This window comes from Streptomyces bluensis (assembly GCF_014650715.1).
GTDB lineage: Bacteria > Actinomycetota > Actinomycetes > Streptomycetales > Streptomycetaceae > Streptomyces > Streptomyces bluensis.
On the sequence record NZ_BMVM01000003.1, the window covers coordinates 334206 to 358777 of the forward strand.

General features: G+C 70.6%; 24 protein-coding genes and 1 pseudogene. 13 read left to right on the forward strand and 12 right to left on the reverse strand.

Features of this window, described 5'->3' with window-relative positions; all coding sequences use genetic code 11:
- Window positions 1-65: 65 nt before the first annotated feature.
- Window positions 66-1019 carry a class I SAM-dependent methyltransferase gene (locus IE262_RS11525; RefSeq protein ID WP_189873318.1) on the forward strand — a complete coding sequence of 318 codons (954 nt, stop codon included), beginning with the start codon at window positions 66-68 and terminating at the stop codon, window positions 1017-1019.
- 97 nt (window positions 1020-1116) lie between these two features.
- Here IE262_RS11525 and IE262_RS11530 read toward each other — a convergent pair whose 3' ends face one another.
- Complete coding sequence (locus IE262_RS11530) at window positions 1117-2697, reverse strand: acyl-CoA mutase large subunit family protein (protein WP_166681726.1); 1581 nt, start codon at window positions 2695-2697, stop codon at window positions 1117-1119.
- Between the two features lie 214 nt (window positions 2698-2911).
- On the opposite strand from IE262_RS11530, the gene IE262_RS11535 reads away from it, so the two are divergent.
- Entirely contained in the window at window positions 2912-3847 is a 936-nt protein-coding gene (locus IE262_RS11535; protein WP_189873320.1) for a L,D-transpeptidase family protein, read from the forward strand.
- 275 nt (window positions 3848-4122) lie between these two features.
- On the opposite strand, the gene IE262_RS11540 is transcribed toward IE262_RS11535, so the two are convergent.
- The 4 genes from IE262_RS11540 to IE262_RS11555 form a co-directional block, all read right to left on the reverse strand.
- A complete protein-coding gene (locus IE262_RS11540) occupies window positions 4123-5178 on the reverse strand; it encodes a hypothetical protein (protein ID WP_189873322.1) in 1056 nt (351 codons plus the stop codon).
- Window positions 5178-5840 (reverse strand): RNA polymerase sigma factor, encoded by a 663-nt coding sequence (locus IE262_RS11545; protein ID WP_134039602.1) that lies wholly within the window; start codon window positions 5838-5840, stop codon window positions 5178-5180. Before IE262_RS11545 ends, IE262_RS11540 begins: the two co-directional genes overlap by 1 nt.
- Before the next feature lie 463 nt (window positions 5841-6303).
- Window positions 6304-7209, reverse strand: a complete 906-nt coding sequence (locus IE262_RS11550) for a hypothetical protein (protein WP_189873324.1) — start codon at window positions 7207-7209, stop codon at window positions 6304-6306.
- Between the two features lie 41 nt (window positions 7210-7250).
- Complete coding sequence (locus IE262_RS11555; RefSeq protein WP_189873326.1) at window positions 7251-7868, reverse strand: RNA polymerase sigma factor; 618 nt, start codon at window positions 7866-7868, stop codon at window positions 7251-7253.
- A 360-nt stretch (window positions 7869-8228) separates the two neighbouring features.
- Here IE262_RS11555 and IE262_RS11560 point away from each other — a divergent pair, with 360 nt between their 5' ends.
- Complete coding sequence (locus IE262_RS11560; RefSeq protein ID WP_229877214.1) at window positions 8229-9632, forward strand: FG-GAP-like repeat-containing protein; 1404 nt, start codon at window positions 8229-8231, stop codon at window positions 9630-9632.
- Window positions 9633-9732: 100 nt separating this feature from the next.
- Here IE262_RS11560 and IE262_RS11565 read toward each other — a convergent pair whose 3' ends face one another.
- From IE262_RS11565 to IE262_RS11580, 4 genes are all read right to left on the reverse strand, one after another.
- The gene (locus IE262_RS11565; protein WP_229877240.1) at window positions 9733-10206 is read right to left on the reverse strand and encodes a hypothetical protein; all 474 of its coding nucleotides are present in this window, start codon (window positions 10204-10206) and stop codon (window positions 9733-9735) included.
- A 214-nt stretch (window positions 10207-10420) separates the two neighbouring features.
- Entirely contained in the window at window positions 10421-11059 is a 639-nt protein-coding gene (locus IE262_RS11570) for a hypothetical protein (protein ID WP_134039598.1), read from the reverse strand.
- A 190-nt stretch (window positions 11060-11249) separates the two neighbouring features.
- Window positions 11250-12026, reverse strand: a complete 777-nt coding sequence (locus IE262_RS11575; protein WP_189873329.1) for a DUF4328 domain-containing protein — start codon at window positions 12024-12026, stop codon at window positions 11250-11252.
- 212 nt (window positions 12027-12238) lie between these two features.
- Window positions 12239-13849 (reverse strand): beta-N-acetylhexosaminidase, encoded by a 1611-nt coding sequence (locus IE262_RS11580; RefSeq protein WP_189873331.1) that lies wholly within the window; start codon window positions 13847-13849, stop codon window positions 12239-12241.
- Window positions 13850-14079: 230 nt separating this feature from the next.
- Between IE262_RS11580 and IE262_RS11585 the strand changes: the two genes are divergently transcribed.
- The 5 genes from IE262_RS11585 (at window position 14080) to IE262_RS11605 (ending at window position 18392) form a co-directional block, all read left to right on the forward strand.
- A complete protein-coding gene (locus IE262_RS11585) occupies window positions 14080-14718 on the forward strand; it encodes a 2-oxo-4-hydroxy-4-carboxy-5-ureidoimidazoline decarboxylase (RefSeq protein ID WP_166681725.1) in 639 nt (212 codons plus the stop codon).
- 248 nt (window positions 14719-14966) lie between these two features.
- Complete coding sequence (sdhC, locus tag IE262_RS11590; protein ID WP_131563907.1) at window positions 14967-15347, forward strand: succinate dehydrogenase, cytochrome b556 subunit; 381 nt, start codon at window positions 14967-14969, stop codon at window positions 15345-15347.
- Between the two features lie 5 nt (window positions 15348-15352).
- Window positions 15353-15844: a succinate dehydrogenase hydrophobic membrane anchor subunit gene (locus tag IE262_RS11595; RefSeq protein ID WP_131563908.1), complete on the forward strand. Its 492-nt coding sequence runs from the start codon at window positions 15353-15355 to the stop codon at window positions 15842-15844.
- 23 nt (window positions 15845-15867) lie between these two features.
- Window positions 15868-17622 (forward strand): succinate dehydrogenase flavoprotein subunit, encoded by a 1755-nt coding sequence (gene sdhA / locus IE262_RS11600; RefSeq protein WP_134039595.1) that lies wholly within the window; start codon window positions 15868-15870, stop codon window positions 17620-17622.
- Window positions 17622-18392: a succinate dehydrogenase iron-sulfur subunit gene (locus IE262_RS11605; RefSeq protein WP_134039594.1), complete on the forward strand. Its 771-nt coding sequence runs from the start codon at window positions 17622-17624 to the stop codon at window positions 18390-18392. Before sdhA ends, IE262_RS11605 begins: the two co-directional genes overlap by 1 nt.
- A 93-nt stretch (window positions 18393-18485) precedes the next feature.
- Here the strand turns inward: IE262_RS11605 and IE262_RS11610 are convergent, their stop codons facing one another.
- Genes IE262_RS11610 through IE262_RS11620 form a run of 3 tightly spaced genes read right to left on the reverse strand, consistent with a single transcriptional unit; the run spans window position 18486 to window position 21791 of the window.
- Window positions 18486-20960 carry a DUF4132 domain-containing protein gene (locus IE262_RS11610; RefSeq protein WP_189873333.1) on the reverse strand — a complete coding sequence of 825 codons (2475 nt, stop codon included), beginning with the start codon at window positions 20958-20960 and terminating at the stop codon, window positions 18486-18488.
- Window positions 20961-20966: 6 nt separating this feature from the next.
- Window positions 20967-21359 carry a hypothetical protein gene (locus tag IE262_RS11615; protein WP_189873335.1) on the reverse strand — a complete coding sequence of 131 codons (393 nt, stop codon included), beginning with the start codon at window positions 21357-21359 and terminating at the stop codon, window positions 20967-20969.
- Between the two features lie 51 nt (window positions 21360-21410).
- The gene (locus IE262_RS11620) at window positions 21411-21791 is read right to left on the reverse strand and encodes a hypothetical protein (RefSeq protein WP_189873337.1); all 381 of its coding nucleotides are present in this window, start codon (window positions 21789-21791) and stop codon (window positions 21411-21413) included.
- A gap of 101 nt (window positions 21792-21892) precedes the next feature.
- On the opposite strand from IE262_RS11620, the pseudogene IE262_RS11625 reads away from it, so the two are divergent.
- From IE262_RS11625 to IE262_RS11645, 5 genes and pseudogenes are all read left to right on the forward strand, one after another.
- A pseudogene (locus IE262_RS11625) lies at window positions 21893-22096 on the forward strand (aminoglycoside phosphotransferase family protein); the annotation flags it as partial.
- A gap of 182 nt (window positions 22097-22278) precedes the next feature.
- On the forward strand, window positions 22279-22686 hold the full coding sequence (locus tag IE262_RS11630; protein ID WP_189873339.1) for a VOC family protein: 408 nt from the start codon (window positions 22279-22281) through the stop codon (window positions 22684-22686).
- 102 nt (window positions 22687-22788) lie between these two features.
- The gene (locus IE262_RS11635; RefSeq protein WP_134039584.1) at window positions 22789-23196 is read left to right on the forward strand and encodes a hypothetical protein; all 408 of its coding nucleotides are present in this window, start codon (window positions 22789-22791) and stop codon (window positions 23194-23196) included.
- Between the two features lie 18 nt (window positions 23197-23214).
- Window positions 23215-23718, forward strand: coding sequence for a thiol-disulfide oxidoreductase DCC family protein (locus IE262_RS11640; RefSeq protein ID WP_134039673.1), 504 nt, complete (start codon window positions 23215-23217; stop codon window positions 23716-23718).
- Window positions 23719-23728: 10 nt separating this feature from the next.
- Window positions 23729-24571, forward strand: coding sequence for a TetR/AcrR family transcriptional regulator (locus IE262_RS11645; RefSeq protein ID WP_189873341.1), 843 nt, complete (start codon window positions 23729-23731; stop codon window positions 24569-24571).
- Window position 24572: the final 1 nt, after the last annotated feature.

A 24572-nucleotide genomic window follows, 5' to 3' on the forward strand; every position in this document is an offset into this window, starting at 1 on the left:
CGACTGTTCGGTCCAGCGCCGGTAACGAAAGCACGTCACGCCCCCGCGAGAGAGTGTCTTCCCCCATGACCGTTGCACCAGGCATGACCCGACCGCCCCGTGAGCTCGCCGATGTCCCCGGCTGGTTCCCCGTACTCGACCAGATGCTGTTCACCTGGTTCCTGGACCGGCAGGAGGCCCGCGAAACACGCGGAGACCTTCTGGAAGTCGGCGTGTACATGGGCAGAAGCGCGATTCTCCTGGGTCACCACCGGCAGGAGGGCGAGCAGTACACGGTGTGCGACCTCTTCGAGGGCGACGCTCCGGACGACGCGAACCGGGCCGAGGCGAACAAGTCGTACTCCCGGCTGACCCGGCAGATCTTCGAGGAGAACTACCTCTCCTTCCACGACGAGCTGCCGCGCGTCCTCCAGGGTCCGAGCTCGATCCTCCCGGACGAGGTCGAGCCCCGCTCCTGCCGCTTCGTCCACATCGACGGCTCGCACCTGTACGAGCACGTGTACGGGGACATCGGCGCGGCCCACGACGTTCTGCTCCCCGAGGGCATCGTGGTCCTGGACGACTTCCGCTCGGAGCACACACCCGGCGTGTCCATGGCCGCCTGGGAGGCGGTACTCAACCGCGGGCTGCGCCCCATCTGCCTGAGCACCCAGAAGCTGTACGGCACCTGGGACGACCCGGAGCCCGTGCAGGAGGAGCTCCTGGCCATGCTGCGGGAGCGCGACGACTGCCATCTGAGCGTCCAGCAGGCGGCGGGCCGGCGCATCATCCGGCTGAAGTCCAAGGGGATGTCCGCCCCGCCGTTCCCGCACTCCAGGCACTACGAGGAGATACCGGACCCCGCCCCCGAGCCCGCCCCGGGGCCCGCCCCCGCTCCGGCCCCACGCCCCGCGCCGACGTCCCCGCGCCCCCGCCCTCGGCGCAGCCGCGCCCGCCGGCTCGCCGTGGACCTTCTCCCGCCGGTCGTCACACGAGCGATACGCCGGGCGAGGGCGGGCGGGCACCCGCGCGGCGCCTGACCGTCACGGAACCACTCGACCTTGGGGCCGAGGTGCGAGCGTAACCGGAGACATGCGGGTTCGGCTCGTGCTCACTCATAGGGAGTAACCGCCCAGCTCAGAACACATCGCTGGGCACGTACGTCCCCCAAACCTCCCGCAGCGCGTTGCACACCTCGCCCACGGTCGCCCGGGCCTTCAGGGCCTCCTTCATGGGGTAGAGGACGTTGTCCGTGCCCTCGGCGGCCTTCTTCAGGTCGGCGAGGGCCGCGTCGACGGCGGGCTGGTCGCGCTCGGCACGGAGCTTGGCGAGGCGTTCGGCCTGCTGGGCCTCGATGGCCGGGTCGACGCGCAGCGGCTCGTACGGCTCCTCCTCGTCGAGCTGGAAGCGGTTGACGCCGACGACGACGCGCTCGCCGGAGTCCGTCTCCTGGGCGATCCGGTAGGCGCTGCGCTCGATCTCGTTCTTCTGGAAGCCCCGCTCGATCGCGTTGACCGCGCCGCCGAGTTCCTCGACCTTCGTCATCAGCTCCACGGCCGCGGCCTCGACGTCGTCGGTCATCTTCTCGACGACGTAGGAGCCCGCGAAGGGGTCGACGGTGGCGGTCACGTCCGTCTCGTAGGCGAGGACCTGCTGGGTACGGAGCGCCAGGCGGGCGGACTTGTCGGTCGGCAGCGCGATGGCCTCGTCGAAGGAGTTGGTGTGCAGGGACTGGGTGCCGCCCAGGACCGCCGCCAGGCCCTGCACCGCGACCCGGACCAGGTTCACCTCCGGCTGCTGGGCGGTCAGCTGCACGCCGGCCGTCTGGGTGTGGAAGCGCAGCATCAGCGACTTGGGGTTCTTCGCGCCGAACTCCTCCCGCATCACCCGCGCCCAGATCCGCCTGGCCGCACGGAACTTGGCCACCTCTTCGAGGATCGTCGTGCGGGCCACGAAGAAGAAGGAGAGCCGGGGCGCGAAGTCGTCGACGTCCATGCCCGCCGCCACCGCCGTACGCACGTACTCGATGCCGTCGGCCAGCGTGAAGGCGATCTCCTGCGCGGGAGACGCGCCCGCCTCCGCCATGTGGTAGCCGGAGATCGAGATCGTGTTCCACCTGGGGATCTCGGCCCTGCAGTACTTGAAGATGTCGGCGATCAGGCGGAGCGAGGGCTTGGGCGGGAAGATGTACGTCCCGCGCGCGATGTACTCCTTCAGCACGTCGTTCTGGATCGTGCCGGTCAGCTGGTCCGCGCTGACGCCCTGCTCCTCGGCCACCAGTTGGTAGAGGAGCAGCAGCAGCGCGGCCGGGGCGTTGATCGTCATCGAGGTCGACACCTTGTCCAGCGGGATACCGCCGAACAGCACCCGCATGTCGTCGACCGAGTCGATCGCCACGCCCACCTTGCCGACCTCGCCGTGCGCGATCGGCGCGTCGGAGTCGTGGCCCATCTGGGTGGGCAGGTCGAAGGCGACCGAGAGGCCCGTCGTGCCATGGGCGATCAGCTGCCGGTAGCGGGCGTTGGACTCGACGGCCGTCCCGAACCCGGCGTACTGGCGCATCGTCCACGGCCGTCCGGTATACATCGACGGGTAGACGCCACGCGTGAAGGGATAGGCCCCCGGCTCGCCCAGCTTCTCCTCCGGATCCCAGCCTTCCAGGGCGTCCGGACCGTACACGGGCTCGATGGGCAGTCCGGACTCCGACTCGCGCGCCATGATGTGCCTCCGCATTGCTATGGTTACCCGCTGGTACGACGACCCTCGCTGACGGACTGTAGCGGCGGCCGTGCTCCCGGTGGAGGGGGCCACGCTGGGACCTTGCTCACAAGGGTCCGCCCCCTGCGCGTTCCCCACAATGGCGCGGGTTCGCAACCGGACGCGGCAGGGGAACATCTCAGGAGGACTCAGGGCGAGACGGCGGGGGGCCGGTATGCGTACCAGGGGCATGCGGAGATCGGTGGCCGCGCTGGCGGCGCTCGTCGCGGCCGGCGGATGCACGGCCCAGGGGGTGGACGTGCGGAACGGCCGGCACCAGCCGATACGCATCGACATCACGGCCACACCGGACGGGGCCGGAGGAAGCGGCGAGAACAGCGGCACGGCCGGTACGGAGCGGAAGGCGGGTACGGACCAGAAGGGCGGTGCGGACCAGAAGGGCGGTACGGACCAGAAGGGCGGTACGGACCAAGAGGGCAGGAGGACCTCAGCCCCCTCGCTCCCCTCCGCACCCCCGCCCCAGGTCCTGTGGCACCGGGGCGACACGGGCCGGGACATACGGGAGGTACAGGCCCGGCTGCGGCAGGTCGCCTGGCTCTTCGACGGGCCCACCGGCGAGTACGACGACCTGACCGTCCAGGCCGTGAAGGGCTTCCAGGGCAAGCGCGGGCTGCCCCGGACGGGTGCGACCGACAGCGTGACCTGGGCGCGGCTGCTGGGCATGACACGGGAGCCGACCCAGTGGGAGCTGTACGCGTTCGGCGGGCAGCCGGCCGCCCAGCCCGATCCGCGGTGCATGACGGGCCGGGTGCTGTGTATCAGCAAGACCAGCCGGACGCTGCGCTGGATGATCGACGGGCGGACGCTGTCGACGGTCGAGGTGCGGTTCGGCTCGGAGTACACGCCGACCCGCGAGGGTGTCTTCAGGGTCTCCTTCAAGTCCCGCCACCACTGGTCGACGCTCTACGACACCCCCATGCCGTACGCGATGTTCTTCAGCGGCGGCCAGGCGGTCCACTACTCGTCGGACTTCGCGGCCCGCGGCTACTACGGGGCGTCCCACGGCTGCGTCAACGTACGCGACGAGGCGAAGATCGCGGAGCTGTTCGCGCAGGTGCGGAGCGGGGACAAGGTCGTCGTGTACTGGTGACCTCGGGAGGAAGTGCGGGCGCGGGCGGGACCGGGGGAACGTGTCCCGCCCGCGCCGATGTGCACTGAGCTTGGGGTACGGGGGGAACCCCGGCTCTGTGCGACGGCCGATGACCAGTCGGCTCACTGAGTACTGCGCTGCGGCGGCCGAAAACGTCACACCCAGCGGAGAAAAAATCCGCCGCGCGGCAAAACCGCAGGTCAGGCGGGTCGGGTCAGGGCAGGTCGGGTCGGGTCAGGTCGAGTCATGGACGAGGTGGCCTCGCCGCGGCCGCCCTAGTCCTTGGCACCCTTTCCCTTGCCGTTGCCGTTGTTCCCGTTGCCGTTGTTCCCGTTCCCGTTGCCGTTGCCGTTGTTGCCGTTGCCGTTCCCGTTGTTGCCCTGGCCGTTGTTCCCGTTGCCGTTGTTGCCTTGACCGTTGTTCCCCTGGCCGTTGTTGCCCTGGCCGGAGTCCGCGCCCGCGCCGTTACCGGTGGTGCCGGGCTCCCCGCCCGAGTTGCCCGTGGCGGTGCCGCCGCCCTGGGCGTCCAGGACGGCCGCGCAGTACTGCTTCACCTTGCTCTTGCCGCCCGCCGCGTCCTCCAGGTTGCGCATGCGGCCGAAGCCCAGTTTCTTGCCGTCCTGGACGTCGCGGCAGGCCGAGAGAACCCAGCCGCGCCACCCGCGGCCGGTGCCCTGCGCGTCCTTCCCGGAGTTCCCGGACCCTGGCTTCTCCGCGGCGCCACCACCTCCGGCCGCGTCGTCCCGGGCGCCCCCGGGGCCGGCTCCGTCCGCGCCCTCGCCGGGCGACGGCTCACCGGACGACCCGTTCGCGGAGTCCTCGGGCGACGCCGACATGAGCGGCCGCTCCGGTGTCGCCGGGGCCGACACCGTCGAAGCGGGCTCCGGCCGGTCGTCACGGAACGGAGTCGGCAGGACTCCCGTTCCGGCCGCCACGGCGACCCCGCCGAGCATCCCGGCGGCCATCGCCGCGGCCATCGCGAACCGCACGGGACGGCCCCAGCGGGCCCGCCGCTCCTCCGGCGCAGGCAGCCCGAGCCGTACCAGACCGGCGTCGGCCGATCTCTCCTCGGCATCCGTACGACCACGGCTGGAGAGCGCCGTGTCCTCGCTGTCCCGCTCCGCGCGTGCTGTGCGGAAGGCGGCCAACGCCGCTTCCTCGCCCGGGAGTTGGGCGTCCACGGAGGGAAGGTCGACGGTCAGTGCGTCCAGGGCCCCAGTGAGCCGGGCGACGGCGGGACGGGCGTCGGCATCGACGGCTTCGAGCGGCTCACCACGCAGCAGGCGCTCCGCCGCATCGCGGTCCAGCCACTTGTACTGCTCGTCGGCCATCACATGTCCTTCTGCGTCCTCGAACGCATTTGCGTCACACCGGCGGACGTCACCGCGCGTGTCCGTGGTTCTCTCTGCGGGGGTACCACGTCGAGTGAACCAGTTGATTCCGGGTCCGCGCCGAGCAGTTCCGCGAGCCGCTTCAGTCCGCGGTGGGCGGCGGTGCGGACGGCACCGGGCCGCTTGCCCAGGGTCTCGGCGGCCGTCTTGGCGTCGAGGCCCACGACGACGCGCAGGACGACCGCCTCCGCCTGGTCCTGCGGGAGCTGGGCGATCAGCGAGAGCGTGCGGTCGGTGGCGAGCGCCTCCATGGCCTCGCCCGCGGTGTCCGACTCGGCGGCCTTTCCGGTCAACTCCGTCTCGTCACCGCTGATGGCCGGGCGCCGACCGCGCATGCGTATGTGGTCGAGCGCGCGGTTGCGGGCTATCCGGGCGGCCCAGCCCCGGAACCGGTCCGCGTCCCCGCTGAACCGGTCCAGGTCCCTGGCTATCTGCAACCACGCCTCGGAGGTGACGTCCTCCGCGTCCGGGTCGCCGACCAGCGTCCGGACGTATCCGAGGAGTCGTGGGTGCACCGCGCGGTACACAGTCCGGAACGCGGTCTCGTCTCCGTCCTGTGCCGCAAGTACGGCGGCGGTCAGCTCCGCGTCGTCCCCCAGCACTACGCGCGCCCCTTTTTCGCGCCTGAACCGGCGTCGCTCTCGCGGACCGGGTCCTGGCCGTCGTGGTTGCTCAATCGATGGTTGCGGTTTTCAGGCCGGCGGCGGTTGCGTGAGGTCGTCCGCACTCCGCGCTCCGGCGCGAATGGCACGTTACGGCCTGAAACCGGCCCTCGTCCATGTCCGCAGAGCATGCAACTGACTCGTGATGCGGTGAGGTGTGACAGAAATCGTGCCCGCGGCGCTGTAGAGAGTACGGGTCGCCGCGCGGCCCGTGCCGTGCGACGGCCGGGGCCTCTCCTGTGGGGGGTGGCGGCCCCGGCCGTTGCCGTCGGCGGAGTTGGCCGGGTGTCTTGCGAGTACGGGGGTCTCGCGAGCACGCCGGCCTTACTTCTTTCCGGACTCCTGGACGCCTGGGCTACCTGGCTACCTGGACTTTGTGGATGTCTCCGGCGCGGGGCGCCGGCTAGTCCTTCTTCGGCTTCCCCGTCTCGGGGGTCGCGGCCCGCGTGGAGGCGGCGGGGTCGCCCGCGCCTACAGTGCCGCCGGTACCGCCAGTGCCTCCGGTGCTTCCTGTGCTGCCCACCGCACTGGACGCCGAGGGCGGGCTCGCGCTGTTGGCCTGGCCCCGCCCAGGCTCCTGCTCCTGCCCCGGCTCCTGCTCCTGCCCCGGCTCCTGTCCCTGCTCCGGCTCCTGCCCCTTGCCGTCGCCGTCGCTCTCGCTCAGCTGCCCGGCGCAGTACGCGCGCACGTTCGCCTCGCCGCCCGCCGCGTCGACCAGGTGCCGCCAGGCGGTGGCCTCCATGGCCTTGCCGCGCCCTTCGGCCTTCTCGTACGCACGGCAGTGGGCCTCGGTGTCCTGGGCCTGCGACGGGTGGTCCGAGGGTCCGTCCGACCGAGACGCCCCCGGTGCGGACGCTGCCGCGCCGGCCGATTCCGACGGTGTGGCAGAGGGCGCCTCGGGGGCGCTGCTCGACGGGCCGCCGCGCCCGTTCCCCTCGCCGTCGCCGTCGCCGCCCGACGAGACGCCGATCGCCGCCACGGCGACTCCGCCGAGGGTCACGCTGGCCAGCAGCGCCGTGAGCGTGGCCCGCAGCGAACGCCCGACCCGCCGCTCGGCGTGGGGACGCCAGTCGTCGCGCCGACGGGTACGGGCCGTGTGGGCCGCCTGCTCGCGTGCCTCCCGGAACGCCGCTACGGCCCGCGCCTCGCGCTCGCTGTCCACGTGAGCGGCCCGCACGGAGGCGAGGAGCACGTCCACAGCGACGGAAGAGGCGCCCGTGGGGAAGTCGGGGAAGTCCTGCGGGGCGTCCGCCCCGGGACGCGCGAAGGGGCGGCCGGATGGCGTGCTGTCGCCCTGTTGTCCGCCCATACCCACGTCACCTCCACCCGACGGCTGCCTGTCGTCGCCGTTCATCTCGACTCCCCCAGCGTCTGGGGGCCCTCATCCGTCACACCCTCCCCGCCGAGCAGCCGGGCGAGGCGTTTGAGGCCACGGTGAGCGGCGGTACGGACCGCGCCCGGGCGTTTGCCCAGAACGCGGGCGGCGGCGGGTCCGTCCAGGCCGACCACCACCCGCAGCAGTACGGCTTCCGCCTGGTCGCGCGGCAGCCGGGCCACCAGTTGCAGGGCGTGCTGGGTGGCGAGGGACTCGACGGCCTGCTCGTAGGTGCTGTGGGGGCCGGGCAGGTCGAGGACGTCGTTCTCCAGCGCGGTCGCCCGGGGCCGTACCTTCTGCCGCCGCAGATGGTCCAGGGCCCGGTGCCGGGCGATGGTCGCGGTCCACCCGCGGAAGCCCGCGCCGTCCCCCTTGAACCGCCCGAGGTCCCGCGCTATCTCCAGCCACGCGTCGGACGCGACGTCCTCCGCGTCGTTCCCGACCAGACCCCTGAGATAGCCGAGCAGGCCCGGCTGCACGATCCGGTACGCCACGGCGAAGGCGGCCTCGTCCCCCTCCTGGGCCCGCGCGACGGCAGCCCCCAGCTCCCCGTCGTACGCCTGCACACGACGGGGTTCCCCTTGCTGGCCCACTACCGTCCTCGTTCGCACCGAGATCGAGTTCCGCGTCCTCCGGTCCGGCCGGACGTGGTCACTTCCCGCCGTGTCCGCGCCCTCCAAGGTCAACAGCGCCGAGCCGCACAGAAATGTCACAGTTCCCCCGCGGACCAGGGCGTAGGGCGAACGGTCACCTGGAGGTCACCTTCTGGTGATGTAGCGCACATCCAGGGTTCTCGATGATGATGTTCGGCCCGCCATGTGTGCTCAATGGAGGGCTGCCCGTGCGCCGGGCGGCTTGCTCATGCGGTTTTCCAGGGGTGGGACATCCAGGTGGAACAGCTAGGGGTGGGACATTTGAGCCGCCGCAGGACTCACGCGTACAAACCGCTCAGCATGAAGCGGAGAGCGTGGCTGACGCTGGGGGCCGTCGTGGTGGGCGGGGCGGGCGTCGTGACGTACGCCGTCGCCAGTCCGGTCAGCGGGCCGGCCGCCGACTACACCGGAGACGGCGTCAGCGACCTCGTGGCCGCCACGCCGAAGACCGGCAGCGGCTGGATCACCCTCGTGCCGGGCGGCGCCAACGCCCCCGTCTCCGGTTCCAAGCTCCGCCTCAACCAGGCGAGCCCGGGTGTCCCGGGTGCCGCGGAGTCCGGCGACCAGTGGGGCGCGGCCACCGCGTGGGGCGACATCAACGGCGACGGTTACGCGGACCTCGCGATCGGCGCGCCCGGCGAGGACGACTCCACCGGGCACAAGGACCGCGGTGCGGTGACGATCCTGTACGGCCCCAAGTTCGACACCGACGCCGACACCATGGCGCTCGGCGACGACTACAACCCGAACAGCGCGAGGTTCGGCTCGACCGTCGCCGTGGGCGACTTCAACTCCGACGGCAGGGCCGACGTCTTCACCGCGGCCACCGGCACCGGCGGCAACTGGGCCGCCCGCTTCGACAACGGCCACGAGGTGGCGGGCGACCTCACGACGGCGACCGGCTCCCTGGCCTACGCCGACGCCACGACCGGTGACTTCAACCGGGACGGCTACACGGACGTGGCGCTCAACTACCGTGACGCGTCCGGCGTCGGCAAGATCGTCTGGTTCAGGGGTTCCAGGTCGCTGGGCCTGACGAAGGTGTCCACGCTCACCGTCAAGGGTGGCCGCTCCATCGCCGCGGGCGACATGAACGGCGACGGCTACGACGACATCGCCGTCGGCCAGCCGTACACCTCCGAGTCCGGTGCCACGGCGGGCGGCCAGGTCACGATGGTCCTGGGCTCGTCCACCGGCTTCACCACCACCGGCACGAAGACGATCCACCAGGCCACGAGCGGCGTGGAGGGCGCCGCCGAGGCGGGCGACGCCTTCGGCACCTCGGTCTCGGTGGGGGACTTCAACGCCGACGGCTACGCGGACGTCCTGACCGGCGCCCCGAACGAGGACATCACCCGCGACGGGACGAACCGCTCCAACGCGGGCGCGGTCTGGCTCCTCAAGGGCACGTCCTCCGGCCTGACGGGCACGGGCTCCCTGTCCCTCTCCCAGGACTCCCCGAGCGTCCCCGGCGCCACCGAGACCGACGACAAGTTCGGCTCCGCCGTCTCACTGACCGACCTCACGGGCGACGGCTACGCCGACCTCACCATCGGCACCGAGGGCGAGGACACCGGCAACGGCACCCTCCTGTGGGTCCCGGTCCAGGACGGCACGGTCACGACGACCAAGTCGACGTACTACGGGCTGACGCAGCTGGGGACATCGACGGGGGCGAGGCTGGGCCAGGTACTGACGCCGTAGCGCGCCCCGGTCACTGACTCAGAAACTCCGGCCGGCTTGGCCTCCGGGCCGGCCCCTCCAGCCCGTCCGGCGTTCGAGGACGAGGCCGGATCAGGCCGGATCAGGCCGGACGGGGGTCTGGGGGCGGAGCCCCCAGGGGATGGGAACGGGTAGGTGCGGCGGGGGCGAACTCCCCCACCGCGTCCAGACACAACAACCGCAGCGACCCGTCCCCGGAGTAACACCGCCGCGCCTCATCGATCGGATCCCACACCCGGCCGTCCGGCGTCCGCACCCACAGATCCCCGCCCGACGACAGCCACTCCCCGCCACCCTCGCGGATGATCACCTCACCCGCATACGCACCGAGCCCCCGCAGCACCCGCTCGGCAGCGGCCCACGGCGTACCCTCCCGCCGTATCTCCTCGATCATCCGGTCCACCCGCCACAGACTCCGCGCCGAGTAGTCGAGACGCACCCGCGCCCCTTCGCGCATCATCCCCACCACGTCAGCCGCCCACCGAACGGGCTTGCCCGCGGAATGGTGCCGTGCCGCTGGCTGCGTCGCTGTCGTGGTCGTCGCCGCTGTCGCCACCGTCGTCGTCGCCGTCCATGCCGTCTGCTGTGCGTCGTTCACACTCGGAAGAGCGCCCTCCGCACGCGCCGCGTCACACGAATCCGGGGGATGCGCGACACCGGCGCAGGACCGCCACAGCGGCCGCAGGACGGTTACAACATCCTTGCGCCATCAGGGGTTTGCCCCGTCACTCACGCCCCCGGCTCACGCCCAGTGGCTCACGTCTCGCGGCTTACGCTTCGCGGCTTACGCTTCGTAGCTCAACCCCCCGCGCCCGCCGCGACACCACCGCCCGCAACACCCGTCGCCCCTCCGTCGACACGTCGAGCGCCTGCCGCACCCCGTTCGCCCCGTGCCCGGCGAGCAGCTCCAGCACCGTGACCTGACGGCGCAGTTCCGCGGCGACGAGCGGGGACATGCCCTCCGTACGCCCCTCACGGGGGGCCGTCACGGACGAACCGCCCTCCTCCGATGCCTTGCCCACGGGGTCGAGCAGCCGGTGTATCCGCAGGGCGGCCACGGAACAGGCGTCGGCCCACTCCCGCAACGCCCTCGCGGACCGCTCACCGGGCGCGGCGGCCAGCATCCGCCGGGCGAGCAGAGCGGCCTCGTCCTCGGCGGAACCACCGCCGGGACCCAGGCCAGCGGCCCCGCCCTCGCCCCAGGCGTCCCCCGCGCCGAGCTCCCCCCGCACCTTGGTGACCCGCTCCTCCCAGTCGGCCCAGGCGTCTCCGCCCGCGAGGCTCGCCCACAGCGGGCGCAGCACCTCGTCATCGCCCCCGAGCAACGGAACGCAGCGATCCAAACAAGCCAGTCCGCTGGCGGCCAGCCCGCGTTCGTCGGCCTGTGCGATCAGCTCCACCAGGCTCATCACGCCTCCTCGAAACTCGTTCGACAGGGCGCCTGTGCTTGACGGAGCCCGCACTTTCCCTTACTGCGTGCGACGGCCCGGGAGTGTCACAGGGGCACGACCCCGAGCCGGTCGAGCAACGGGAACAGCGGGATTCGGCCACGAGCGGCCGCTCGCAGAAATCGGGCGGTCCGTCCCGGCGCACCCGCGGTCAGCCGGAGACGGCCGCGGGCGCCGGCGCGCCCGGCCCGCTGCGCGCCTTGGTGTCCTGCATGCGCGTCAGCGTGAGCACGAAGAGGATGGCGAGGACGGCGGCGACGGCGTCGACCGCGTCCGCGAACAGCACCTGCCCCACGGCCCGCTCGATCTCCGGTGCCGTCTCGGCCCTGCTGTAGGCGGTGGAGGCGAGCCGCCCGGCGACCTGACCGATCACCCAGGCGGCCCACCAGGCGTTCACGAGCGCGTGCGAGCGGGGCGTGTACCAGGGGCTGCTGGCGTCCCAGATGTCGAGCGCGATCCGCCGCGGGAACCACAGGTTCACGATCGGCACGAACCAGCCGCCCACCGCCCAGCCGCGCTTCTTGCCGTGCCCGAACGGGTGGAACACCTCGGCGTTCACCCGCACCCGGTGGAACCAGACGAGGAAGACGACGGCGGTGGAGAGCAGAGCGGCCGTCTGCACGGACCCGGCCGCCGTGAACAGCGAGTCCGCGGAGTCGGCCCTGCGCTGCACGTCCGCGCCGGCGTCGCCGTCGGCGATGTCGCCGACCACGTCGTACGACACGAGGTCCGCCCAGATGGCGAACAGATCGGCGGCGACCACCGCGCCGAGCAGCACGGCGACGGCCCGGCCGAGGCCGACGGGCGAGCTCAGCCAGGCGCCCGGCCCGTGCGGCGGGGCCACGGGCGCGGCACCGGCCGCGGCGCACTGGGCGCAGATGACCCCGTCCGGTGTGGCGTCGAAGTGTCGGCATCGCGTGCAGAGCATGGTGAAGCGGCCCCCCGTGTCGGATCGGACAGAACCGCACGGGGCCCTCCCCAGAGCCTCACACGCGGCAGGCGGAACATACGGCGCACCGGCCGCGCACGTCCACCGGTTTCAGCCCCGCTTCAGCCCCGCAGTTTCCGCGCCCCGCAGTTTCCACCCCGTAGCTTCAGCCCCGTGGCTTCAGCCCGTACGAACGCCCGGCGCGGCACGCGTCAGCCGACCCGCTCCGCCAGCTTCTGGAACTCCGCCCAGGACAGGTCGGGCTTCCCCGGATCCCACAGCTTCTGGCTCAGCGCCCGCAGCGGCATCCGTACGCCCTGCGCCACCTCTGCCTCGGTCTGGGAGTTCGACAGGTCGCACCAGACCGCGAAGGACCCGCCCAGGATCTGGTCGTCGTACTTCTTGGCCACCGGAGTCGTGCCGCGCAGCACCAGTGGTGTCCACTGCTCGTAGATCCGCTGCCCGGTCGGGTAGACGAACTGGTTGGGTTCGCCGAGGACGTAGTACAGGAACTCGTCGTTGTAGTTGACCACCCGGCGTCCGGCGCTCAGGTATGCGTCCGGCTGCCGGGCCCCGAACTCCTTGCCCGTCCAGTACGCGACCTGGATGTCGCGCGACGGCTGCACCTTGGTGTCGCGGAAGAACCCGTCGTTCCAGGCCCGCATCGTCCGGTCGTGCTTGCGGATCGTGGCGGCCCTGTCGTCCATCCAGCCCGTGGCCAGGTCGGCCACGGTCGCCCCCGCCCCGTACCGGGCCCGTGCCGCGGCCGCCAGCTGCGGATAGGAGGACTCGGGGTCCGAGACCATCAGCGCCCGGTACTCGTCGGCGCCGAGGTGCCAGTAGGGCCCGGGGAACAGGTCCGCGTACTCGTTCAGCAGATCGTCGACGACCTTCGCCGCCCTGGGCTTGGAGATGTCGACCGCGCCGGAGGCGGCCACGCCGCTCGCGTTGCGCAGTTGCAGGTCCGGGTAGGCGGCGATCACCGCGCCCAGATGGCCCGGCGAGTCGATCTCGGGGACGACCTTGATGTGGCGGCTCGCCGCGAGGTCCACGATGCGCCGTACCTGCGCCTTGGTGAGGTGCTGCTTCGACACCACCTCGGGGTGCGTGTCCGACTCGATGCGGAAGCCCTGGTCGTCGGAGAAGTGGAGCCCGAGCTGGTTGTACTTCAGGTCGCCGAGCTCGCGGATGCGGTCCTCGATCCAGCCCGCCGTGAAGTGCTTGCGCGCGGTGTCCAGCATGAACCCGCGCTGCGGCTTGGCGGGCTCGTCCCGTACGACGCCCTCGGGTGCCGTGCCCCCGTCACGCACCTCCTGTTTGAGGGTGCGCGTGCCGTAGAAGACGCCCGTGTCGGTGGCCGCGGAGATCCGTACGCGGCCGTCGCGCACGGTCATCGTGTACGCCTCGGAGTTCGGCTGGTTTTTGCCGGTCAGCGTCAGCTGCACGTCCCCGTCGCAGGGCTCGACCTCTCCCGCGTACGTGAGACCCAGCTCACGCGCGGTGAGCTTGCCCTCGTCGGCCAGCTTCCTGTCGTCGACCACGAGCCGGGCTCCGTCGGAGGGCCGCCAGCCGGGGCCGCGGGCGGGCGTGTGCTCCCGTACCGCCGGAATCGTCCGGGGCTTCTGGGACATCGGGTACGAGCGCGACGGGGACGAGGACGCGGACGGGGACGGGCAGTCGCCCGAGTCGGCCCCCGCGCCCACCCCCGCCGGCCGGGAACCGTTCGCCTCCCCCGCGTCACCGCCCGGCCAGACGGTCACACCGAACACGACGGCAGCACCCGCCAGAGCGACCGCCACGACGGGGAGCAACCACTTCGGCATCCCGGACGTCTTCCTCCTTCGGGGTGCCCTGCGCCGACCACGGTTCACGACGCGCCCCCGATTGCTCCCTCTATCCGCGTTCGCCCCATGTCACATACCTCCACTCACGTACCTCCAGCGCCGAACCTACGACGTCCCTCCAGCCCGACCGTCCACCAGCGTTTCCGAAACTCTTCCCTCCGGGTGAATTTCGGGCATCGTTCAGACAGTCGTTGACCGCCCTCGATAACGTGACGGCACATCTCACACACCACCCCCAGCCGACCCGTACGCGACGTCCACAAGACCTCGCCACACACCGCCGAGGACCCACGCTGCCTTCGCACCGTCTTCCGCACCTCCCCGGCCAGGTCGCCTTTCCGGAGCAACCGCGCACCGCCCCCGACGGCCCCATCAACCTGGACGGGTTCAACACCGCGCCCGCGCCCGACACCGAGCAGGCCCTCCTCACCTGCTGCCGGAGTCTGCGCTGGGCCCACCGCGTCGCCGAGCACAGGCCCTACCCGGACCTGGAGGCCCTCCTCGCCGCGGCCGACGAGGCGGCCTACGACCTGACGCCCGCCGACATCGCCGAGGCCCTGGCCGCCGAGTCGCTCACCCTGCTCCCGGCCGGCGCGTACTCCGCCGCCCACACCGCACTGAGCGCCGCACACGCCGCCTACGAGAGCCGCTTCGGGCACGTCTTCGTGATCTGCCTGGACGACATCCCCACCGAGGAAGCCCTCGACCGGGTCCTCACCGGCATCCGGTCACGATTGACAAACGATCCGGAAGAAGAACGCCTCCTGGCAGCGGAGGAGCTCCGCCGCCTGGCAAGAGGAAGACTGACAAGGATCGTAGGGGACTTCTCGACGCAACCTGTGGCATAAGCAGGGGCGCGGGGAACTGCGCGACCAGCCAAAACCAGCCCGCACCCGGCATACAGGACAAACCCCCACCCCGGAAGCCGCCAGACTCCATCCCGTCCACATGCCTGATTGATCACACCCGCAACCCCCCGAGTAAGCGCCGCAGGCACACGTCGCTACGATGCTGGGGGCCGGTGGACCGTACCCGGCCGGGCCCGACCGACACAGAAGCCGGCAGGCCCCAGTCCCCGCTCCCGGAGGGTTCTTCCGTGCCGGCTGGAACGCTGTACCGCGGCCGGGAAGGAATGTGGTCCTGGGTGGCTCATCGAGTCACCGGCGTCCTCATCTTCTTCTTCCTGTTCGTACATGTGCTGGACACCGCTCTCGTCCGTGTCTCCCCCGAGGCCTACGACACGGTCGTGGCCACGTACAAGACCCCGCTCGTCGCGCTGCTGGAGTACGGCCTCGTCGCCGCCATCCTCTTCCACGCGCTCAACGGCCTGCGCGTCATCGCCGTCGACTTCTGGGCCAAGGGCCCGCGCTACCAGAAGCAGATGCTCTGGACCGTCGTCGGCGTCTGGCTCGTGCTGATGATCGGGGCGCTGTACCCCGTCCTCGGCCACGCCGTTCGTGAAGTCTTCGGGAGCTGAGGCGCATGTCCACCACTGAGACCACCGAATCCGGAATCGGCCCGGTAGAGGGCGCGGGCGAGCTGTCGGGCTACAGCCCCGAGAACCCGGCTCCCGTCATCGAGCCGCCCCGCAAGCGGACCACGAAGACCCCGAAGTCGACCCGCGGCAACTTCGAGATGTACGGCTGGCTGTTCATGCGCCTGTCCGGCATCGTCCTGGTCGTCCTGGTCATCGGCCACCTGCTCATCCAGCTCGTCCTCGACGGCGGCGTCTCCAAGATCGGCTTCGCGTTCGTCGCGGGCCGCTGGGCCTCGCCGTTCTGGCAGACCTGGGACCTGCTGATGCTGTGGCTGGCGATGCTGCACGGCGCGAACGGCCTCCGCACGATCATCAACGACTACGCGGAGCGCCCGAACACGCGCCTGTGGCTGAAGGGCCTGCTCTACACCGCCACGGTGTTCACCATCCTGCTGGGCACGCTGGTGATCTTCACCTTCGACCCGAACATCCGCTAGGCACGGGGCTGAGGTATCCACTCATGAAGATCCACAAGTACGACACCGTCATCGTCGGCGCCGGTGGCGCGGGCATGCGCGCGGCCATCGAGTCCACGAAGCGCAGCCGCACCGCGGTCCTGACCAAGCTGTACCCCACCCGCTCCCACACGGGCGCCGCGCAGGGCGGCATGGCCGCCGCGCTGGCCAACGTGGAGGAGGACAACTGGGAGTGGCACACCTTCGACACGGTCAAGGGCGGTGACTACCTGGTCGACCAGGACGCCGCCGAGATCCTGGCGAAGGAGGCCATCGACTCGGTCCTCGACCTGGAGAAGATGGGCCTGCCGTTCAACCGCACCCCGAACGGCACGATCGACCAGCGCCGCTTCGGCGGTCACAGCCGGAACCACGGTGAGGCCCCGGTCCGCCGCTCCTGCTACGCGGCCGACCGCACCGGCCACATGATCCTCCAGACGCTGTACCAGAACTGCGTGAAGGAGGGCGTGGAGTTCTTCAACGAGTTCTACGTCCTCGACCAGCTGATCACCGAGGTGGACGGCGTCAAGAAGTCCGCGGGCGTCGTGGCCTACGAGCTGGCCACCGGCGAGATCCACGTCTTCCAGGCGAAGGCGGTCATCTACGCGTCCGGCGGCTGCGGCAAGTTCTTCAAGGTGACGTCGAACGCGCACACGCTGACGGGCGACGGCCAGGCAGCGGTCTACCGCCGTGGCCTCCCGCTGGAGGACATGGAGTTCTTCCAGTTCCACCCGACCGGCATCTGGCGCATGGGCATCCTGCTGACGGAGGGCGCCCGCGGTGAGGGCGGCATCCTCCGCAACAAGGACGGCGAGCGCTTCATGGAGAAGTACGCGCCGGTCATGAAGGACCTCGCGTCCCGTGACGTCGTCTCGCGCTCCATCTACACGGAGATCCGCGAGGGCCGTGGCTGCGGTCCCGAGGGCGACCACGTCTACCTCGACCTCACCCACCTCCCGCCGGAGCAGCTGGACGCCAAGCTCCCGGACATCACGGAGTTCGCGCGCACCTACCTCGGCATCGAGCCCTACACGGACCCGATCCCGATCCAGCCCACCGCGCACTACGCGATGGGCGGCATCCCGACGAACGTCGAGGGTGAGGTGCTGCTCGACAACACCACCGTCGTCCCCGGCCTGTACGCGGCCGGCGAGGTCGCGTGCGTGTCGGTGCACGGCGCGAACCGCCTGGGCACGAACAGCCTCCTGGACATCAACGTCTTCGGCCGCCGCGCGGGCATCGCCGCCGCCGAGTACTCCCAGAAGGCCGAGTTCGTCGAGCTGCCGGAGAACCCGGAGTCCCTGGTCGTCGAGCAGATCGAGCGGTTGCGCTCGTCCACGGGCAGCGAGCGCGTGGCGGAGCTGCGCCGCGAGCTGCAGGAGACCATGGACGCGAACGTCATGGTGTTCCGCACCGAGCAGACGATCAAGACGGCCGTGGAGAAGATCGCGGAACTCCGCGAGCGCTACAAGAACGTCTCGGTCCAGGACAAGGGCAAGCGGTTCAACACGGACCTGCTGGAGGCCATCGAGCTGGGCAACCTGCTCGACCTGGCCGAGGTCATGGCCGTGTCGGCGCTGGCCCGCAAGGAGTCCCGCGGCGGTCACTACCGCGAGGACTACCCGAACCGCGACGACGTCAACTTCATGCGCCACACCATGGCGTACCGCGAGGTGGGCGACGACGGCGCCGAGTCCATCCGTCTCGACTACAAGCCGGTCGTCCAGACCCGCTACCAGCCGATGGAGCGTAAGTACTGATGGCTACCCCTGTTCTGGACAAGGCCGAGACTCCCGATTCGGCGTCTGCGGCCTCCCCGTACATCACGGTCACGTTCCGCGTGCGCCGGTTCAACCCGGAGATCGCCGCCGAGGCGCTCTGGGAGGACTTCCAGCTGGAGATCGATCCCAAGGAGCGCGTCCTCGACGGCCTCCACAAGATCAAGTGGGACCTCGACGGCACGCTCACCTTCCGCCGTTCCTGCGCCCACGGCATCTGCGGCTCGGACGCGATGCGGATCAACGGCAAGAACCGCCTTGCCTGCAAGACGCTGATCAAGGACATCAACCCCGAGAAGCCGATCACGATCGAGCCCATCAAGGGCCTCACGGTCCTGAAGGACCTGGTCGTGGACATGGAGCCGTTCTTCCAGGCGTACCGGGACGTGATGCCCTTCCTGATCACGAAGGACACGAACGAGCCGACCCGCGAGCGCCTCCAGTCGTCGGAGGACCGCGAACGCTTCGACGACACGACGAAGTGCATCCTGTGCGCGGCGTGCACGTCCTCGTGCCCGGTCTTCTGGAACGACGGCCAGTACTTCGGCCCGGCCGCCATCGTCAACGCGCACCGCTTCATCTTCGACTCGCGTGACGAGGCGGGCGAGCAGCGCCTGGAGATCCTCAACGACAAGGACGGCGTGTGGCGCTGCCGCACGACCTTCAACTGCACGGACGCCTGCCCGCGCGGTATCGAGGTCACCAAGGCCATCCAGGAGGTGAAGCGAGCGCTGATCACGCGCCGCTTCTGATCTCTTCCGCCGTACGTTTCGTACGGTGCTGTGGGCCCCGTTTCCCGGTTGCGCACCGGGGGCGGGGCCCACGTGTTCGCCGATCGCATACGGTCACAGCTGGCTGAGGATCGTGGGATCCGTGATCTTCGTGTCCTTGGCCAGCAGCATCGCCTTGCTGAGGATGACGGCGAGCATACGGTCCCCCTCGTACGGCAGATACCCTGCCTGCGGGCCACCCGCGGTCGCCTTCGGCACAATGCAGAGGTACTGGTCGTTCGGCGTCCTGAGGATGTTGCCCGAGCCGAGGTGGATCTTGTACGTGTGGCGCTCGCCCTTCACGTGCAAGAACCGGCCCTCCAGTGTGCAGCGGTCGGCTATCGCCAGACGGGGTATCAGCCGCTCAAGCAGCGCTCGACGCGTCTCGGCACTCTGGTTCAGCTCGCCGAAACCGTACGACGACCAGTACTCCCGGAAGCGCCCGCCGGGGCCGCCGTCCTGCCACGTGGGGTCGTTGCCGACACTGGCGACGCCGACGAACAGGTCGACGTCGCGCAGGACCTCGGACAGGACCAGGGGCGGGAGGCTGGAGAGGGGCAGCGGGTCGACCGGGTCGGCGCCGTCGCGCAGCCACATGGTGTACTCACCGCCGCAGCAGTGCGCCGAGTTCTCCGGGGCGTCGACCGGGTAGAAGCGGACCTGGTCCGTGCGCAGGCGGACATAACTGCCGGAGTCGGTGGTGTCGACGCCGTACTCCTCGCCGTCCCCCTCGATCCAGTACTCCGCGCGCAGGCCCCACTGCGGCAGCTCGCGCACGGCCGGCGGCGCCGAGTCGTCAACCATCAGCCGCATCCTGTTGCGCCAACCCCGGATCGCCGCAAGGGAGTTGAACTGGTGCTGACGCAGGATGTGCGCCGCGAAACGGTTGGAGTACGTGTCCGTCGCACGCTCGGCGTCCGTCAGCAGGTAGACCTCGCGGTGGGCCTGCTTGAACGGCTGGGTGATCTCGTGCCGCTCCAGCCAGTCGCGCCAGGCGACGATCTCGGCGGGTTCGTGGCCGACCGGATGCCAGAGGGTCACCTCCGACCCGCCGTCGACCGGGTCGTCGGTGAGCGTGCGCAGGGCCCCGTCCGCGTAGCCCACGGTCGTGCCGTCGACCGACCAGAGCAGACGGCGTGCGAGGGTCCCGACGAGCGGGTGGTCGAGGTAGCGCTCGCGCCAGGTGTCGTGGGACCAGGTGCGGCGGGCCAGGAACTGGCGGTCCAGGCGCTCGCTCTGTGCGGTGAGCATCTTGTCGATGTCCTTGACGGCTGCCTTGAGCTCCTTGAGCTCGTCGGCGAAGTCCCGCTTGACGGCCGCGGGCACGCTCTTGACGGGTTTGCCCGCGGCGCTGCGCCAGCCGAGGACCGCCCGGGTGCCGTGGACCTCGATCCGGGCGGTGACGTCACCGAGCCGGTGCCCCACGTGTCCGACCTCGGTGAGCCCGTACGCCGGAACGGCCAGCTCCTCGATCTCCTCCCGGCTGAGCCCGAGGGCGGTGGCGCGGTCCTCCAGGGCCGTGTCGACGATCTTCGCGGTGGCCTTGTACGTGATCCGGGTGGCGAGCCGCGCGAGCTCCGCGAGGGCTGCCTCGCTGTCGATCCGCGCGAGGGCGATGACACCGGCGTTGGCGACCTTCGGATTGCGCGGCCCCATCCCGGCGACCTTCTTCAGCGAGGTCTCGACGAGCGCGCCGAGCGCCCGCGCGGTGTCCGGGTGCGGCGGCAGGAGGGAGAGCAGCCAGGCCAGCCCGCGCAGGGCGTTGGCGTTGTACGGGTCGTAGGCGCTGTTGACGTCGGGCTCGTACTGCCCGCGCTCCAGCTCGAAGGTCCGAGGACGCCCGACGAGGCCGAGCCAGGGCAGGACGGTCGTACGAACGCGATCAGTGCCCAGAGCACCGATGAGCCCTTCGGCCCGCTGGTCCCATGCGGGGCTGGGCTTGGAGGCGGTGGCGCCGGCGGCATGGGCGAGGAGCGCACGCCATGCGGGCCCCTCGGCATCGGCCATGGCACGCTCGGCCCACTCCTCCCCCACGTTGAGGACGGGGACGGTCTCGGGCAGCTTTCGGACGAGCTCGCGGAGGTCCCCGGAGCGGTAGGTGTCCAGAGCGGAACGCCGGAAGACGGCGACGACGGCCGGTGCGAGGGGACGCCCCACGGCCAGCTCCTGCTCGGCCAGGACCTCCAACCGCGACGAGTCCCAGAAGTAGCGCTCCCGCCCCAACTGGTCGAGCTCCTGGAGGCGTTCCGCGGACAGCAGATCCTCCGAAAGACCTCGGGAGATGATCCCGATGAGGACGAGTGCGCCCCGCCGCGCGATGGGCCCGGCCTCGGCGGAGTGGTACTGCTCCGCCAGGGCGTTGCCGAGCCGCTGCCGCACCTCTCCAGGCAGGCCACGCAACAGGTCCACCAGCTCGTCCCACTCCTGGCCCCAGTACCCCTTGGTGCTGGGCTCGGCCTTCAGCAGATCAACGGCGAGCGCAGGGAAGTCCCCCTCTTCGACGCGCTGCCGCACCAGCGTCTTGTACCTCTTGACACTCGCATAGGCCATCGCTGCTCATCCCCCCACCAAGGGAACCAGCTTCAGAAAGACAACCTCGCTCCCGAGCGGCAGCTCGACCTCTTCTTCGAGATCGGTGACCTGCCGGTCCCCCACGAGCACGAGGAACCCGTTCCCCGCGAAGGCGGCGAGCGCGAGCTCGGTCTGCGCCTCCGGGTCGATCCGCCGGCGCGTCCGCATCGCGTACCCGTTCAGCACGCGCTCGGCGTCCTTGGGCTGCACGAGCCCCTGGAACACCTCAGGTGTGCGCGCGTTGTACTCGGCGACCTCCTGGAAAACCCGTCGCCGAATCAACTCCCCCACCGAGAGCCGCTCTTCAGCGACCTCGATCCCCCAGCCGGCACTCCGGCCCCCACTCGTCGTCTCGTCGACGAACGTCACGGTTCCCATGTCGGGGAACAGTACGGCCCGCCACTGACAACGAGGGTCGCCCTGGTGGTGCTAGACGTCCGCCGACCGCAACGTCCGGGCGGCCAGGAGCAACCCGGCAGCCCCGGCCACGGCCCCCACGGCACCGTAGGACCACACGGCACGAGAGGAACGCCAGGACAGCACCGACCACTTCGACTGCGCCGACAGGGCTGACCCCAGACTCAGCCACGACCCGGCGGAGACGAGCGACAGGGCGGACCCGATCGAACCGGCAGACAGCACACTCCCGACCGAGCCGATGGACAGGGCGGAGCCGACGGACCCGATGGACAGCACCGACCCCACGGAGCCGATCGAGAGCACGGAGTCCTGGGACCACAGGGACAACGCGGAGCCCGAGCCGGTGTGACGCGCCGGTGGGACGGACGGTTCGGACGACAGCTTGGTCATGAGTCCATCTTGCCGTTCTGTACGTCGTCCGCCAGTGCGCCGAGGTCGCCCTGGCGACCATGACCATGGGCCGCTCCCGCAGGTGGTGGGACGACTACCCCCTGTACGACCTCGCCACCTTCACGCTCGGACACGAGGAGCACCTCGACGACGTCATCGCCGGCTATGGCACCGACATCGACCTCGACGTGATCCACGCGTGGTGGTCGTTGCGAAGCCTGCTGATAATTCGCTGGCTGGTCGAGCACGGCTTCGACCCGTTCGCGCCGGGCTGTGAGGTCGACGTGCTGAGATCCCGGATGTGACTGAGACGGCCGCGCAGGGGTGAGGGTCGCACCGACCGTGTACTCGGCGAAGCTGACGCCGGCGGAGTCTCCCTGGCGCGGAACCGTACCCGAGGGACAGGACAGCAGCCCGGGACACGGCACCCGAGTGACACCTTCGTGGGCTCCCCGACCATGCTCGCAGCCGGATCTAACCTGATGGCATGTCAGATGACGAGTCGTACGAGCTGCTCGGTTTCGACAACGTGCTGCTGCCCGTGGGCGATCTCGACGAGGCCGTGGCCTTCTACGGGCGGGCCGGGTTCGGGGTGGCGTTTCGGCTGGACGAGGCCGGGATCGCGCTGTTGAAGGTGGGGAAGGAGACACCCGGCCTGCTGCTCCGGGCGGAGGAGGCGCTGGGGCAGCGGCCGCCGGAGTGGGCCTCACCCCGGGTGTGGCTGGAGGTGCGGGACGCCCGGGCCGCCGGGCGGGCGCTCGAAGCGGCCGGAGTACAGCCGCTCGACGCACCGTTCTCCGTGGCCACGGGGTGGACCGTGGAGTTCGCCGACCCCTGGGGCAACGTCATCGGGCTCACCGACTACAGCAAGCGGCCGGAGCTGGGGCGGGGCTGACCGGCCCGGAGCACCTCCGGAAACCGCCACTTGAACATGTTCAAAAGCAAGAGTACGGTTCCCGCAAGAACCTTTTGAACGTGTTCAAGAAGGGGTGGGGACATGGACCTCACGGTCGTCGCGTACGTCATCTACCTGCTGGTCAGCGTGGGACTGACGGTCTGGGTGGCGCGGACGCTGAGCCGGAACGGCCGGATCTTTCTCGGCGATGTGCTGCACGGGAACGAGAAGCTGGCCGACGCGGTCAATCACCTGCTCGTAGTGGGCTTCTACCTCGTCAACCTGGGGTTCGTCGCCCTCTATCTGAACCAGGACGGAGGGGTCGCCGACCCCCGCGGGGTCTTCGAGGCGGTCTCGACGAAGCTCGGCGTCGTGCTGCTCGTGCTCGGCGCGCTGCACCTGGGCAACGTGTTCGTGCTGAACAAGATCCGGCGGCGTGGGGTCATGGAGCGTGAGCAGGTGCCGCCCGTGCCGCCGCAGGGCTGGGTCGCCCCCTCGGCCAAGGCGTGACGACACGTGACGACGCCGATGGACGCCATCGCCGTACGCGACCGGGACGCCGCGCGCGTCCCGGTGCGCGGGCTCACCGTGCTGTACGACGCCCAGTGCTCGCTGTGCCGGTCCGTCCGGGAGTGGCTGGGAAGGCAACGGCAACTGGTGCCGCTGGAGTTCGTGGCGGCGGGGGAGGAAGAGGCCCGGCGCCGTTTCCCCTCACTCGATCACCGGGCCACCCTCGACGAGATCACCGTCGTGGGCGACGCGGGGCAGGTGTACCGCGGGCCCGCCGCCTGGATCGTGTGCCTCTGGGCCCTGCGTGAACAGCGGCCACTCGCCCACCGGCTGAGCACCCCGGCCGGGGCGCGGCTGGCCAAGGGTGCCGTCCTGGCAGCGGCCAAGTGGCGGGAGGCGCACGGCCGGTCCCAGTGGGGCGGAGACGCGTACGGGCGTGGCGACGGCTGGGCCTACGACCCGCGGTACGGGTGGACGTACACCCCGCCGGGCTGCGACAGCGGTACCTGCGCGACTCGTTAGGCTCTGTTCCGTGCCAGCAGTTCGCGAAGCGGCCGACGCGGCCGACGACCCCCGGCCCGAGAAGCACCCCAGCCCGAGCTCCGGATCCGCCCAGGGCTCCGGATCGGGCTCCGGACCGGACTCCGGATCCGCCCCGGCCTCGCCACGCGGTTCCGCCAAGTCCGAACAGACCCGCGCGCTCATCCTTGAGACCGCGCTACGGCTCTTCCAGGAGCGCGGGTACGACCGGACGACGATGCGGGCCATCGCGAAGGAGGCCGGGGTCTCCGTCGGCAACGCCTACTACTACTTCGCCGGCAAGGAGCACCTGATCCAGGGGTTCTACGACCGGATCGGCGCCGAGCACCTGGCGGCGGTCCGGCCGGTGCTGGAGCGGGAGACCGATCTGGAGGCGCGGATAGCCGGGGTGCTCAAGGCGTGGCTGGACGTGGCCGAGCCGTACCACGAGTTCGCCGCGCAGTTCTTCAAGAACGCGGCCGATCCGGACAGTCCGCTCAGCCCCTTCTCGCCGGAGTCGAAGAAGCCGAGGGAGGAGGCCATCGCCCTCCACCGGGAGGTGCTGGCCGGGTCGAAGGCCAAGGTGCCGGAGGAACTCCGCGAGGTGCTGCCGGAGCTGATGTGGCTGTCCCAGATGGGGCTCGTGCTGTACTGGGTCTTCGACCGGGCGGCCGGGCGCGAGCGGAGTTACCGGCTCGCCGAGCGGGGGGCCCGGCTCACGACGCGGGGGGTTTCGCTCGCGCGGTTCCGGGTGCTGCGGCCGCTCGTCCATGAGGTGCACGAGCTGTTCAGGGACTTCTTGCCGGGGATGACCAGGGCATTGCCCGATCCCGGGGGCAAGGGGCGGGCGGGTTGAT

Coding starts and splice junctions, on each gene's coding strand:
- IE262_RS11595 (WP_131563908.1), top strand. CDS start 15,353: ATGTCCACCACTGAGACCACCGAATCCGGAATCGGCCCGGTAGAGGGC.
- IE262_RS11535 (WP_189873320.1), top strand. CDS start 2,912: ATGCGTACCAGGGGCATGCGGAGATCGGTGGCCGCGCTGGCGGCGCTC.
- IE262_RS11615 (WP_189873335.1), bottom strand. CDS start 21,359: ATGGGAACCGTGACGTTCGTCGACGAGACGACGAGTGGGGGCCGGAGT.
- IE262_RS11605 (WP_134039594.1), top strand. CDS start 17,622: ATGGCTACCCCTGTTCTGGACAAGGCCGAGACTCCCGATTCGGCGTCT.
- IE262_RS11540 (WP_189873322.1), bottom strand. CDS start 5,178: ATGGCCGACGAGCAGTACAAGTGGCTGGACCGCGATGCGGCGGAGCGC.
- IE262_RS11575 (WP_189873329.1), bottom strand. CDS start 12,026: ATGCTCTGCACGCGATGCCGACACTTCGACGCCACACCGGACGGGGTC.
- IE262_RS11570 (WP_134039598.1), bottom strand. CDS start 11,059: ATGAGCCTGGTGGAGCTGATCGCACAGGCCGACGAACGCGGGCTGGCC.
- IE262_RS11610 (WP_189873333.1), bottom strand. CDS start 20,960: ATGGCCTATGCGAGTGTCAAGAGGTACAAGACGCTGGTGCGGCAGCGC.
- IE262_RS11525 (WP_189873318.1), top strand. CDS start 66: ATGACCGTTGCACCAGGCATGACCCGACCGCCCCGTGAGCTCGCCGAT.
- IE262_RS11630 (WP_189873339.1), top strand. CDS start 22,279: ATGTCAGATGACGAGTCGTACGAGCTGCTCGGTTTCGACAACGTGCTG.
- sdhA (WP_134039595.1), top strand. CDS start 15,868: ATGAAGATCCACAAGTACGACACCGTCATCGTCGGCGCCGGTGGCGCG.
- IE262_RS11640 (WP_134039673.1), top strand. CDS start 23,215: ATGGACGCCATCGCCGTACGCGACCGGGACGCCGCGCGCGTCCCGGTG.
- IE262_RS11620 (WP_189873337.1), bottom strand. CDS start 21,791: ATGACCAAGCTGTCGTCCGAACCGTCCGTCCCACCGGCGCGTCACACC.
- IE262_RS11580 (WP_189873331.1), bottom strand. CDS start 13,849: ATGCCGAAGTGGTTGCTCCCCGTCGTGGCGGTCGCTCTGGCGGGTGCT.
- IE262_RS11550 (WP_189873324.1), bottom strand. CDS start 7,209: ATGGGCGGACAACAGGGCGACAGCACGCCATCCGGCCGCCCCTTCGCG.
- IE262_RS11635 (WP_134039584.1), top strand. CDS start 22,789: ATGGACCTCACGGTCGTCGCGTACGTCATCTACCTGCTGGTCAGCGTG.
- IE262_RS11560 (WP_229877214.1), top strand. CDS start 8,229: ATGAAGCGGAGAGCGTGGCTGACGCTGGGGGCCGTCGTGGTGGGCGGG.
- IE262_RS11530 (WP_166681726.1), bottom strand. CDS start 2,697: ATGGCGCGCGAGTCGGAGTCCGGACTGCCCATCGAGCCCGTGTACGGT.